This window comes from Methylobacterium sp. yr668 (genome assembly GCF_900116245.1).
Taxonomy (GTDB): Bacteria; Pseudomonadota; Alphaproteobacteria; order Rhizobiales; family Beijerinckiaceae; genus Methylobacterium.
Genome location: NZ_FOZY01000014.1, coordinates 110315 through 122508 on the forward strand (window position 1 = coordinate 110315; position 12194 = coordinate 122508).

Annotated in this window: 8 protein-coding genes and 1 pseudogene; 7 read left to right on the forward strand and 2 right to left on the reverse strand. The window is 72.6% G+C overall.

Annotated elements, in window-relative coordinates; genetic code table 11:
• Positions 1 to 151 precede the first annotated feature (151 nt).
• A complete protein-coding gene (locus tag BM419_RS18345) occupies positions 152 to 634 on the forward strand; it encodes an Hsp20 family protein (protein WP_042673074.1) in 483 nt (160 codons plus the stop codon).
• 172 nt (positions 635 to 806) lie between these two features.
• Positions 807 to 1805, forward strand: a complete 999-nt coding sequence (locus tag BM419_RS18350) for a l-ornithine N(alpha)-acyltransferase (RefSeq protein ID WP_056523569.1) — start codon at positions 807 to 809, stop codon at positions 1803 to 1805.
• Between the two features lie 136 nt (positions 1806 to 1941).
• Here BM419_RS18350 and BM419_RS18355 read toward each other — a convergent pair whose 3' ends face one another.
• Positions 1942 to 2391: an RNA polymerase subunit sigma-70 gene (locus BM419_RS18355; protein WP_091927272.1), complete on the reverse strand. Its 450-nt coding sequence runs from the start codon at positions 2389 to 2391 to the stop codon at positions 1942 to 1944.
• A gap of 330 nt (positions 2392 to 2721) precedes the next feature.
• Between BM419_RS18355 and BM419_RS31670 the strand changes: the two are divergent.
• From BM419_RS31670 to BM419_RS18370, 4 genes and pseudogenes are all read left to right on the forward strand, one after another.
• Positions 2722 to 2871, forward strand: a pseudogene (locus BM419_RS31670) (Kdo hydroxylase family protein); the annotation flags it as partial.
• 16 nt (positions 2872 to 2887) lie between these two features.
• Positions 2888 to 3187, forward strand: coding sequence for an antibiotic biosynthesis monooxygenase family protein (locus BM419_RS18360; protein WP_010685588.1), 300 nt, complete (start codon positions 2888 to 2890; stop codon positions 3185 to 3187).
• A gap of 126 nt (positions 3188 to 3313) precedes the next feature.
• On the forward strand, positions 3314 to 8620 hold the full coding sequence (locus tag BM419_RS18365; protein ID WP_091927273.1) for an alpha-2-macroglobulin family protein: 5307 nt from the start codon (positions 3314 to 3316) through the stop codon (positions 8618 to 8620).
• A 293-nt stretch (positions 8621 to 8913) separates the two neighbouring features.
• The gene (locus BM419_RS18370) at positions 8914 to 10038 is read left to right on the forward strand and encodes a mechanosensitive ion channel family protein (protein ID WP_091927274.1); all 1125 of its coding nucleotides are present in this window, start codon (positions 8914 to 8916) and stop codon (positions 10036 to 10038) included.
• A 103-nt stretch (positions 10039 to 10141) separates the two neighbouring features.
• Here BM419_RS18370 and rlmN read toward each other — a convergent pair whose 3' ends face one another.
• Positions 10142 to 11416, reverse strand: a complete 1275-nt coding sequence (rlmN, locus tag BM419_RS18375; protein WP_091927275.1) for a dual-specificity RNA methyltransferase RlmN — start codon at positions 11414 to 11416, stop codon at positions 10142 to 10144.
• A 98-nt stretch (positions 11417 to 11514) separates the two neighbouring features.
• On the opposite strand from rlmN, the gene BM419_RS18380 reads away from it, so the two are divergent.
• Positions 11515 to 12171, forward strand: a complete 657-nt coding sequence (locus tag BM419_RS18380; protein ID WP_091927276.1) for a class I SAM-dependent methyltransferase — start codon at positions 11515 to 11517, stop codon at positions 12169 to 12171.
• The last annotated feature ends 23 nt before the right edge of the window (positions 12172 to 12194 follow it).

Consider the following 12194-nt stretch of genomic DNA (forward strand, 5'->3'; position numbering starts at 1 on the left):
AAAAAATCTCGTTTCCGACCCTCGCCGGGGGTCTTGAAGCGCGATTTTCCCCCTCCGATATCTCGTCTGTGCCGGCCGTCAGGCGGCACGAGAGACGGGTCCGGCCCATCGGGCGGACCGGAATTGCATGTTGCTCAGACGAGGATATGTCATGCGTCAGTTCGATCTCGCTCCCCTGTACCGCTCCACCGTCGGCTTCGACCGCCTGTTCTCCGCCCTCGACCAGTTCGCGAGCGCCGAGGCGGCCCCGACCTACCCGCCCTACAACATCGAGCGGACCGGCGAGAACGCCTACCGCATCACCGTCGCGGTCGCCGGCTTCACCGAGTCCGACCTGTCGATCGAGGTGCGGGAGAACGCGCTCACGCTGAAGGGCGAGCGCAAGGCCGAGGGCAGGGCGGAGTTCCTGCACCAGGGCATCGCGGCCCGCGCCTTCGAGCGGCGGTTCCAGCTCGCCGACCACGTCCAGGTGACGGGTGCGGCGCTCGAGAACGGCCTCCTCCACATCGACCTCGTCCGCGAGGTTCCGGAGGCGAAGAAGCCCCGTCGCATCGAGATCGCCTCGGCGGCGCGCCCCAGCGCCCCGGTGATCGAGGGCGACGTCCGCAAGGACGCGGTCCAGCAGGCCGCCTGACCCCGCCCCGCGCGGGAACCGTCGGGTCCACATCAGGTACCGATCAGGTTGTTGGAGCGCCCCGGCCCCGGCCGGGGCGCTTTCTCGTGGCGGCTGTCATAATGGCGTGTGGCCGTCGTGCTCTCTGTCGGATTCGACGGTGCACGGATGCGCACCCGGAGTGAACCCGACGATGGTCGCCAATCTCGCCCGCGGAGCCTACAGCGCGCTCGGAGCCGGCTGGCACAGGGGCGTGCAGTGGGGCGTCGGCGCGCCGATCGCCAAGCTGCGCCGCCGGTCGGTCCCGCTGCCGGGCGTCGAGGGCGTGGGCGGAATCGACGACGTGCTCTCGGCCGAGCGGGCGATCCGCCTGCCCGAGCCGTTCGAGGGTCGCAGCCTCGGCCGCATCGGCAGCCTCGAGGTCCGGCTGGCGACGCGGAAATCGGAGATCCGGCGGGCCCAGCGGCTGCGCTACAAGGTCTTCTACGAGGAGATGTCGGCGGTGCCCTCCGGGCTCGCCGCCCTGTCCCGGCGCGACGTCGACGGCTACGACGCGGTCTGCGACCACCTCCTCGTCCTCGACCACGCGGCGCCGCGGCGGAAGAAGCCCTTCGTCGAGCCGCGCCCGAAGGTCGTCGGCACCTACCGGCTGCTGCGCGGCGAGGTGGCCGAGCGGCATACCGGCTTCTACTCGGAGAGCGAGTACGACCTCGCGCCGCTTCTCGCCGCGCAGGGGCATCGGCGGCTCCTCGAGCTCGGCCGCTCCTGCGTGCTCAAGCCCTACCGGAGCAAGCGGACCGTCGAGCTGCTGTGGCAGGGGATCTACGCCTACGTCCTGCACCACCGGATCGACGCGCTGATCGGCTGCGCGAGCCTGGAGGGCACCGACCCGGACCGGCTGGCTCTACCGCTCGCCTTCCTGCACCACCATGCCCGCGCGCCGGAGGGCTGGCGGGCCCGGGCGCTGCCGGAGCGGGCGGTGGCGATGGACCGGATGCCGCGCGAGGCGGTGGACGCCAAGGCCGCCCTGCAGGCGCTGCCGCCCCTGATCAAGGGCTACCTGCGCCTCGGCGCCACCTTCGGCGACGGCGCGGTGATCGACCGCCAGTTCGGAACGACGGACGTGTTCGTCGCGCTGCCGGTCGAGGTGATCGGGGCGCGCTACCGGGGCCATTTCGCGCCGGCCGGGTAAGAGCGCGGGCCCTCGGAGGCGGGAGCCCGCACCGTCCTCGCGAGCGGAGCGGAGCGATCCAGCGTCGCCGCGCTTCGCAGAATCGCGCTGCCCTGGGTTGCCTCGCTCCGCGCGAGGACGACGGTGCGGCAGCCCCTCAGAGATCCCCCAGAGCCAGCTGACCCTGGTTGCGCGCCTTCGGCGGCGCGGCCTTGCGCTCCTTGGCCCGCCCGGAGGAGGGGCGCGCGGCGGCGGCCTTCCTGGGCTTCGGGTCGCCGCGCATCCGGGCCACCGCCTTGTCGCGGGCCACGGCCTCCGGGGCGTTCGGGTCGTCGCTCAGCCACTTGCCGCGCTTGATCACCTCGTTCACGCGGCCCTGGTTGACCCCGACCTTGAAGGCGATCTCCTGCTGGGTCATGCCCGTCGTGGCGTGCAGGTCCAGGATCGCCCGGGCGAGTTCCGGGGTCATCTTCTGTCCGGTCAGCCGCCGGGCGGGCTTCACCGTCCGGGTGGCGCGGTCGCGCTCGCGCAGGCGCTCCAGCAGCGCCAGCGCCATGTTCATGCCGTGCTCGCGCAGGGCCTCCTCGAATTCCTTCAGGGTCGCCATCGGCGCCATCCTCCGCCGGGCTCTCGGGCCGGGTGCTGGCCGGGGAACGTGCCGGGAACGAAGCGGTTGCGCAAGCCGATCCGGCGCGTGCCCTCCGCCGCGCCGGTGGATGACACCCGCCGTCCACCGGAAATGCGCGGCCCTGGCCTCCCGCCGGCGGCTCCGCTAGAGGGGGCCGGACCGTGACGGCCGCCGGCGCGCAGACGATGATCACCCCGATCCGCAGAATTGTCCCCGGCGAGGCGGCCGAGCTGCGCGGCGCGGCCGCCTCGCCGGAGGTGCAGGAGTCCCTGCGCCGGCTGCTGATCCGCTACCGTGCCTTCACCCGGGACCCTCTCGGACCTCGTGATGCACGGTGCCATGGGCGGCCGCTACATGCTGGAGCAGACCGCCTACCTGCCGGTCGCCGCCCAGGCCGACCCCACCTTAAGCCCGCAGCGCATCCTCGCGGCCAAGCTCGGCCGCGCCCGTCGCACCTGAGACAGGAACCGCACCGATGATCCTCGAAATCGCGCAGATCGAGATCAAGCCCGGCCTCGAGGCCGAGTTCGAGAAGGGCATCACCGAGGCCTCGGCGATCTTCAAGCAGGCCAAGGGCTGCCGGCACTTCGAGGTTCGGCGCTCGATCGAGCATCCGCAGCGCTACCGCCTGCTGATCCACTGGGACACGCTGGAGGCCCACACCAAGGACTTCACCGGCTCGCAGCCCTGGCAGGATTACCGCGCCCTGGTCTCCCACTGCTTCGCCGGCCCGGTCGCCGTCGAGCACGCCGAGCAGGTGCTGAAGGCGTTCTGAGCCTCGGCGCGAGGCCGGGCAGGGTCTACAGCGATCCGAAGCGTTGCGAGCCCGACCGCCGGTGCTAGGCTCCCGCGCGACGGGACCCGGAACGAATCATCGGGATTGCGGGTGGGGAACAGGCTGATGGCGCGGCTCGGACGGCTCGCGGGTGCCCTGGCGCTCCTCGGAGGGATCGCCAGCAATCCGGCCCTCGCCCAGACCGCGCCAGCCCTGTCCCCACCTGCGGCCCGCACCGCGCCCCGCCCGGCGACGGCCGTCGCCGCGCCGTTCACCAGGACCTTCGTCCGGGCCGACCTCGCCAGCGCGGCGGTCCGCCTGGAGACCGCGCTGAAGGCGGAGGCCGGCGGCCCGCTGCGGCCCGCCGGCCAGTCCCGCGCCGCCGGACTGGCCCTGCTCGCCGCCGACAAGCCCGACGAGGCGCTGGCGCCTCTGACCGCCGCGGTGGCGGCCGATCCCGCCGACGCGCGCAACTGGCAGGCCTATGCCCGGGGGGCCGCGGCGGCCCTGGGTGCCCTCGAGGACAACGACTACCAGGGCCGGTCGCGCCTGCGCGGGCGGGTGACGGCCGCTGCCTACCGCGCCTACGAGCGCGCCGGCACGGCGGCCGACGCCGCGGCCGCGCTGGCGGCGCTCGGCGCCGCCGAGGCCGAGCAGGAATCCTGGCGCCCGGCGCTCGACGCCTACGCGGCGAGCCTCGCGCTGGCCGAGACCGGTTCGGTCCGGGAGACTTACGAGACCGTGCGGGCGCAGCACGGCTTCCGCATCCTCGACTACAAGGTCGATTCCGACGCGGCCGCTCCCCGGGCCTGCTTCACCTTCTCGGAGGCGATCCGCCCCAAGACCGACTACGCTCCCTTCGTCGCCGTCTCGGGCAGCAGCGCGGCCGCCGTGACCGGGGAGGGCTCCCAGGTCTGCGTCGACGGGCTCAAGCACGGCGGCCGCTACGCCATCGTGGTCCGCCAGGGCCTGCCCTCCGCGGTCGGCGAGAGCCTGCTCAAGGCCGCCGATTACGAGATCTACGTCCGCGACCGCGCCCCGCAGGTGCGCTTCACCGGGCGCAACTACGTCCTGCCCCGGACCGGCCAGGCGGGCGTGCCCCTGGTCTCGGTGAACGCGCCCAAGCTCGACGTCGAGGTGCTGCGGATCGGCGATCGCGGCCTGCTGCCGACCCTGCGGTCGGAGGATTTCCTGGGCCAGCTCAGCGGGTCCACCGCTCGGACGATCGCGTCCGAGAAGGGTCAGCGCGTCTGGAAGGGCACCCTCGACACCGCCAAGGCCGAGCTGAACCAGGAGGCCGTCACCGCCTTCCCGGTCCTCCAGGCCGTGGGCAAGCTCGAGCCCGGCCTCTACGTGATGCTGGCCCGCCCCTCCGGCACGGCCGCCGCCGACGAGGAGTACGACACCCAGGCGACCCAGTGGTTCGTGGTCTCCGATCTGGGGCTGACCGCCACCAAGGGCCGGGACGGGGTCACCGTGGTCCTGCGCTCGCTCGCCTCCGCGCAGGTGATGCCGGGCGCCGAGATCCGGCTGGTCGCCCGCAACAACGAGGTGCTGGGCACCCGGACCACGGACGCGCAGGGCCACGTCGCCTTCGATCCCGGGCTCGCCCGCGGGGAGGGCGGTCTGGCGCCGAGCCTCGTGGTCGCCCAGGCGGGCGGCGATTACGGCTTCCTCGACCTCAACCTCGGCGCCTTCGACCTCACCGACCGCGGCGTGAAGGGACGGCCCGAGACCGGCGGCCTCGACGCCTACCTGTTCCCGGAGCGCGGGGTCTACCGCACGGGCGAGACCGTCCAGCTCACCGCCCTGCTGCGCGACCCCCGCGGCGCCGCCGTGCCGGACCTGCCGCTGACCCTGGTGGTGAAGCGGCCGGACGGCGTCGAGTACCGGCGCGTCTCGGTGCCCGACCAGGGGCTCGGCGGCCGGGCCCTGCCGCTGCCGCTCCTGTCGGGGGCGATGCACGGCACGTGGCGGGTCTCCGCCTACACGGACCCGAAGGCGCCCGCGATCGGCGAGACCAGCTTCCTCGTGGAGGATTACGTCCCCGAGCGGCTGGAGGTGACCCTCAAGGCCCGGCAGGCGGCCCTGAACCGGGGCGAGGCCGCGCAGGTCGACGTCGCCGCCCGCTACCTCTACGGCGCCCCGGGCTCCGATCTCGACGTGTCGGGCAGTGTGACCGTGCAGGCGGCGGCCACCAGCGGCATCAAGGGACTGGAGACTTATTCCATCGGTCTCGACGACGAGGCCGTGGAGCCGACGACCCAGGAGTTGCAGGACCACGCCACCACGAACGCGCAGGGCGCCGCCACCGTCACGGTGCCGGTGCCCCAGGTCGCGGCACCGCGAGCGCTGGAGGCGAAGATCACGCTGGCGGTCGGCGAGCCCGGAGGCCGGGCGCTGTCGCGCAGCCTGACCCTGCCGATCCTCCCGGCGAGCCCGGTCCTCGCCCTGCGCAAGGGCTTTACCGACCTCAAGGAGGGCGGGATCGCGGGCTTCGACGTGGTGTTCGCGCGCCCCGACGGGGCGCTCGTTGCCCGGCCGGGCGTGAGCTGGACCCTGTCGCGGATCGACTCCTCCTATCAGTGGTACCGGGCGGACGGGCGCTGGTCGTTCGAGGCGGTGAAGTCCGCCCGGCGCGTCGCCAGCGGCACCGTCGACCTCACGGCCGCCGGCCCGAGCCGGATCGAGGCGCCGGTCGGCCTCGGCCGCTACCGGCTGGAGGTCTCGACCGCGGGCGCCCCGGAGGCGGGTGCGAGCCTCGGCTTCGAGGTGGGCTGGGGTGGCTCCGAGACCGCGGAGGCGCCCGACCTGCTCGACCTGACCCTCGACAAGGCCGCCTACGCGGCCGGCGACACGCTGCGGGCCAAGCTCAGCCCGAAGTTCAAAGGTCAGGCCAGCCTGATGGTCGTCAGCGACCGCGTTCACCAGACCCTGGAGGTCAGCGTGCCGGAGGGCGGCACCACGGTCAGCATTCCGGTGAAGGCCGAGTGGGGCGCCGGCGCCTACCTAGTGGCCACCGCCTACCGGCCCCTCGACCAAGCGGCCAAGCGCCTGCCCGGCCGGGCGCTGGGTCTGGCGTGGTTCTCGGTGGACCGGGAGCGGCGCAGCCTCGGGGTCGCCCTGAAGGCGCCGGAGCGGGCGCGCCCGCGCCAGGACCTGACCCTGCCGGTCCAGCTCACCGGACTGAAGGCCGGCGAGCCGGCGCGGATCACCGTGGCGCTGGTCGATGTCGGCATCCTCAACCTGACCCGCTACGCGGCGCCGGACCCGACCCAGTACTTCCTCGGCCAGCGGGCGCTCGGACCGGAGGTCCGCGACCTCTACGGCTACCTGATCGACGGCATGCAGGGCTCTGCCGGGGCGATCCGCTCCGGCGGCGACGCGGGCGGCGGCGAACTCGCCGATTCCCCGCCGACCCAGGCGCCGCTGGCGCTCTATTCCGGCGTGGTAACCGTGGGGCCGGACGGCGCGGCCAGCGTCACCTTCCCGATCCCGGCCTTCAACGGCACCGGCCGCGTCATGGTCACCGCCTGGAGCGGCGACCGGGTCGGGCAGGCGCAGGCCGACGTGATCATCCGCGATCCGGTCGTGCTCAGCGCCACGCTGCCGCGCTTCCTCGACACCGGCGACCGCTCGCGCCTGTTCGTGGCCCTCGACAACGTCGAGGGGCAGGCGGGCGAGTACACGGTCGACCTGAGCCCGACCGGCCCGGTCGTGGTCGGCGCCAGCGCGCTGCGCCAGACGCTGCGGCTGGAGGCCGGCGCGAAGGGCCAGTTCGCGATCCCCCTCACCGCCGCCGGACCCGGCACGGCACGGCTCGACCTCGCCCTGTCGGGGCCGGGCCTCCCGGCCGCACTCAACCAGAGCTTCGCCCTAGGGATCTCGCCGGGGACGGGCGCCCTGCTGCGCCGCTCGGTGCGCAGCCTCGCCCCGGGGGCGAACCTGACGCTGACCTCGGACCTCCTCGCCGACCTGCAGCCGGGCACCGGCAGCGTCTCGCTCTCGGCCACGGCCCTGCCGGGGGTCGACGTGGCGGCCCTGCTCCGGGCGCTCGACCGCTATCCCTACGGCTGCTCCGAGCAGGTGGTGAGCCGGGCGATGCCGCTGCTCTACGTCAACAAGCTCGCGGCCCTGGAGAAGCTCGCCCTCGACGCGGGCGCGGACGAAAGGGTGCGCGAATCGATCGAGCGCCTGCTCGCCCGCCAGGATTCGAGCGGCGATTTCGGCCTGTGGTCGGCGCAGGGGTCGAGCGACCTCTGGCTCGACGCCTACGTGACCGACTTCCTGACTCGCGCCCGCGAGCGCGGATTCGCGGTCCCGCAGAAGGCCTTCGCCCAGGCCCTCGACTACCTGCGCAACGCGGTGGCCAACGCCACCGAGGTGCGCAACGGCGGCGCCGACCTCGCCTACGCGGCGTACGTGCTCGCCCGGAACGGGCGGCCGGTGATGGGCGACCTGCGCTACCTCGCCGACACCAAGATCGGCGACTTCTCCTCCGCCCTCGGGCGCGCGCAGCTCGCCGCCGCCCTGGCGCTGCTCGGCGACCGCGGCCGCGCCGCCAAGACCATGGAATCGGCGCTCACGGTCCTGCGCGCTGAGCGCGACAAGGGTGTCTACCGCGCCGATTACGGCTCCCGCCTGCGCGACGGAGCCGGGCTGATCACGCTCGCCGCCGAGAGCGGGCTGGCGCAGGGGGCGCTGGGCCCCGCGGCTTCCGTGCTCGGCGAGGAGCAGCAATCCGAGCGCTCGACGAGCACGCAGGAGAATGCTTGGCTGGTGCTCGCCGCCGAGAGCCTGTCGAACGAGGCGGGCACCCTCTCGTTCACCCTGGACGGCGCCCCGCAGACCGGCCTGCTGGCCCGGGTCTATCGGGAGGCGGCCCTGGCCGACCGGGGCGTTCAGCTCACCAATACCGGCCGCGCGCCTGTGCAGGTGGCCGTGACCGTCAACGGCAGCCCTCTGGTGCCGGAGCCGGCGGCGCAGCAGGGCTACACGATCGAGCGCAGCTTCCGCCGCCTCGACGGCAGCGTCGTCGATCCGGCGAGCGGCCTGCGCCAGAACGACAGGCTGGTGGTGGTGCTCAAGGTCACCGAGGCCAAGGCGGAGGCGGCGCGGCTCCTGCTGGTCGATCCGCTGCCGGCGGGGCTGGAGATCGACAATCCGAAGCTCCTCGACGCCGACGCACTCCAGGGGCTCGCCTTCGCCAAGTCGGACGTGCAGCCGGTCCACACCGAGTTCCGGGACGACCGGTTCGTGGCCGCCTACGACCGCGACCCGAGCCAGTCGGCCTTCTTCACGGTGGCCTACACGGTGCGTGCGGTCTCGCCGGGGACCTACGTCCATCCGGGCGCCACCGTGGAAGACATGTACCGGCCGGCGCGGTTCGGCCGGACCGCCTCGGGCAGCGTGACGGTGGGGGCGGCCAAGTAGGGCGGCCGGCGTTCGCGCGCTCCGCTCGACTTCAACCTCCCGTCATCGCGAGCGCAGCGAAGCGACCCAGGGCCAGCGCGCCGTCGGTGAGCGTGGCGCTTCCCTGGATTGCTTCGCTCCGCTCGCAAGGACGGTGGTGCTGAGGGCATCGTCCGGCCTCGGCCTCGAGCACGGAGGCGCAACCCGCCGGGCCGGGCTGCTGCGTTGCGGCAGGCACATGGTGCGCTGCGGAACCGCCGCGAGCGCCCACCCATTCCCACAGGTCCCGTTCGGAACCCGTGGAGCGATGCCCGATGCCGGACCTCGACGCGCTCGCCGGCTCTGCAGCCCGCGCGCTGGCCTACCTGCCGTGGTGGGCCGAGAGCCTGATCCTCATCGTCGCCTGCTGCGCCGTGGTGATGCCCCTGCACGGGGTGGTCTACCGGGCGATGAAGCGGGCGGTCGCGGGCAAGAGCCTGTTCTGGCGCTCGCTGGTGTCGCGCACCCGCGGGCCGAGCCGCCTCGGCCTGATCGTGGTGGCGATCAGCCTCGCCTCGACCACCGTGCACCTGTCCTGGGAGGTGCGGATTGCCCTCAATCAGATCCTGCTGGTGGCCTTCGTGACGCTGACCGGCTGGTGCTGCGCCACCGCGCTCCACATCGCCACGGTGATCTACCTGCGGCGGTTCAAGCTCGACGCCGAGGACAACCTCCTGGCGCGCAAGCACTTCACGCAGATGCGCATCCTGGAGCGGGCCGGCGTGACGCTGGTGGCGCTGGTCACCCTGTCGGTGGCGCTGATGACCTTCGAGCCGGTGCGCCAGTACGGCGTCAGCCTGCTCGCCTCGGCGGGCGCGGCGGGCCTCGTCCTCGGTCTGGCCATGCAGCCGGTCCTGTCGAACCTCGTGGCCGGCATCCAGATCGCCATCACGCAGCCGATCCGGATCGAGGACGCGATCATCGTCGAGAACGAGTGGGGCTGGGTCGAGGAGATCACCGCGACCTACGTGGTGGTCCGCCTCTGGGACTGGCGCCGGCTGGTCCTGCCCCTGACCTACTTCATCCAGAAGCCGTTCCAGAACTGGACCCGCGACGGCGCCTCGCTGATCGGCAGCGTGTTCGTCTACGTCGACCACCGGGTGCCGGTGGCAGCGATGCGCGAGAAGCTCGCCGAGATCGCCAGGGCTACGCCCCTGTGGGACGGCAAGGTGGTGAACCTTCAGGTCTCGGATGCGAAGGAAGCGACGATCGAGATCCGGATGCTGGTGAGCGCCCGCAACGCCCCCCAGGCCTGGGACCTGCGCTGCGTGGTCCGCGAGGCGATGATCACGTGGCTCCAGGCCGAGCACCCGGAGGCCCTGCCGCGGCACCGGACGGAATGGGTCGGCACCGAGGAGATGCCGCTTCGTCGGGCGGAGGAGCGTCGGTTCGCGGCGTGAGACGCGCTGTGATCGCGCGCGCAGCGAAGTGACCCGGGGCAGCGCGCCATCGGTGAGCGTGGCGCTACTCTGGATTGCTTCGCTGCGCTCGCAAGGACGGGTGTCAGTCGTCGGCGCCCGCGTAGAAACTCTCCACGCCGATGCCTTCCTCCTGCATCAGCCGGGCGCGGGCGCGCAGCTTCTCGGTCTCGCTCTTGAGCTGGCCGCAGGCCGCCAGGATGTCCCGGCCGCGGGGCGTGCGCACCGGCGAGGCGTAGCCGGCGTTGAACACGATCTCGGAGAAGCGCTCGATCCGGTCCCAGTCCGAGCACTCGTAGCGACTGCCCGGCCAGGGGTTGAACGGGATCAGGTTGATCTTGGCCGGGATGCCCTTGAGCAGGCGCACCAGCTCCCGCGCGTCCGCGTCCGAATCGTTGACGCCCTTCAGCATCACGTACTCGAAGGTGATCCGGCGGGCGTTGCTCAGGCCCGGATACGCCCGGCAGGCCGCGAGCAGCTCGGCAATCGGGTATTTCCGGTTGAGCGGCACCAGCTCGTCGCGCAGGTCGTCGCGCACGGCGTGGAGCGAGATCGCCAGCATGGCGTTGGCCTGCTCGCCGAGCCGCGGGATCTGTGGCACGACCCCTGAGGTCGAGACCGTGATCCGGCGGCGGGACAGGGCGAGCCCCTCCTGATCCGACATCACCCCGACCGCGTTGACCACGGCGTCGAGATTGTAGAGGGGCTCGCCCATGCCCATGAACACGATGTTGGTCACGAGCCGGCCGACCTCGCCGGAGCCGCCGGCGTCGCGGCTCGGCATCTGGCCTGGCCAGTCGCCGAGCTCATCCCGGGCGGTGACGAGCTGCTGGACGATCTCGGCCGCGGACAGGTTGCGCACGAGGCGCTGCGTGCCGGTGTGGCAGAACGAGCAGGTCAGCGTGCAGCCGACCTGGGAGGACACGCACAGCGTGCCCCGGTCCGGGCCGGGAATGTAGACGCACTCGATCTCGGCGCCGCGATTGTGCTCCTGCCGGTTGGTCGGCGCCATGCGCAGCAGCCACTTGCGGGTGCCGTCGCGCGAGACCTGCCGGCTCGCGACTTCCGGCCGCTCCAGGGTGAAGTGCTCGGCGAGCTGCGCCTTCAGCGCCTTGCCGACATTGGTCATCTCGGCGAAGTCGGACGCCCCGCGGAAATTGACCCAGTGCCAGACCTGGCCGGCGCGCATCCGGCTCTCGCGCTCGGGCACGCCCATGCCGATGAGCTGCGCCTTGAGGGCGTCGCGGGTCAGGCCGACCAGCGAGGGGCGGCGGCCGGGCAGCGCCTCGGGGAGGAGATCCGGCGCCTTCTCGATCGCGGCATCGGCCGCGCGGGCGCTATCGAGCGACGGCGTCGCCATGGCGTTCAAACGATCCATACGTTGGAAAGGGTCTGATATAGGCGATCGCGGCAGCGAAGGCGAATGCGTGCCGCCCACAGGGGCCCTGACGGAGAGCCATGGCGACCGACACCCGAGCCGGGCAGGCGATCTACAATCCGCGGACGCTGCAGATCTACGACCTTGTCGTGCTGCGCCTTTCGAACCCGCTGATCTGGCGCTGCCCCACGGCGCGGATCCTGGATCTCTACGACCGGCACGCGGGCCTCGCGCATCTCGACGTCGGGGTCGGGACCGGCTGGTACCTCGACCGATGCCGGTTCCCGACGCCCGCGCCGCGGGTCGGCCTGATGGACCTCAACGCCGACAGCCTCGCCTTCGCGGCCGACCGGATCGCGCGCTACCGGCCCGAAACCTACCGGGTCGACGTTCTCGGCGCGCCGGCCAGCGGCATCGCGCCGTTCGACTCGATCGGGATGACCTACCTGCTGCACTGCCTGCCGGGCGATATCGCCGCCAAGGCGAAGGCCTTCGACACGGTGCGACCGTGCTTGGCCGATGACGGCGTGGTGTTCGGCGCCACGATCCTGTCGGGCGGCGTCCCGACCACGGGCGCGGCGCGGGCGCTGATGCGGGTCTACAACCGAAAAGGGGTGTTCTCGAACGCCGCCGACACCCTGCCGGAGCTGCGCGCGGCGCTGGAGCAGCGGTTCCGGTCGGTCGAGATCACGGTCGTCGGCTGCGTGGCGCTGTTTGTCGCGCGCGAGCCACGCTGAGTCGGTTGCCGTCTTTGCGAGCG

Coding starts and splice junctions, on each gene's coding strand:
- BM419_RS18355 (WP_091927272.1), bottom strand. CDS start 2,391: ATGGCGACCCTGAAGGAATTCGAGGAGGCCCTGCGCGAGCACGGCATG.
- BM419_RS18370 (WP_091927274.1), top strand. CDS start 8,914: ATGCCGGACCTCGACGCGCTCGCCGGCTCTGCAGCCCGCGCGCTGGCC.
- BM419_RS18350 (WP_056523569.1), top strand. CDS start 807: ATGGTCGCCAATCTCGCCCGCGGAGCCTACAGCGCGCTCGGAGCCGGC.
- rlmN (WP_091927275.1), bottom strand. CDS start 11,416: ATGGCGACGCCGTCGCTCGATAGCGCCCGCGCGGCCGATGCCGCGATC.
- BM419_RS18360 (WP_010685588.1), top strand. CDS start 2,888: ATGATCCTCGAAATCGCGCAGATCGAGATCAAGCCCGGCCTCGAGGCC.
- BM419_RS18345 (WP_042673074.1), top strand. CDS start 152: ATGCGTCAGTTCGATCTCGCTCCCCTGTACCGCTCCACCGTCGGCTTC.
- BM419_RS18380 (WP_091927276.1), top strand. CDS start 11,515: ATGGCGACCGACACCCGAGCCGGGCAGGCGATCTACAATCCGCGGACG.
- BM419_RS18365 (WP_091927273.1), top strand. CDS start 3,314: ATGGCGCGGCTCGGACGGCTCGCGGGTGCCCTGGCGCTCCTCGGAGGG.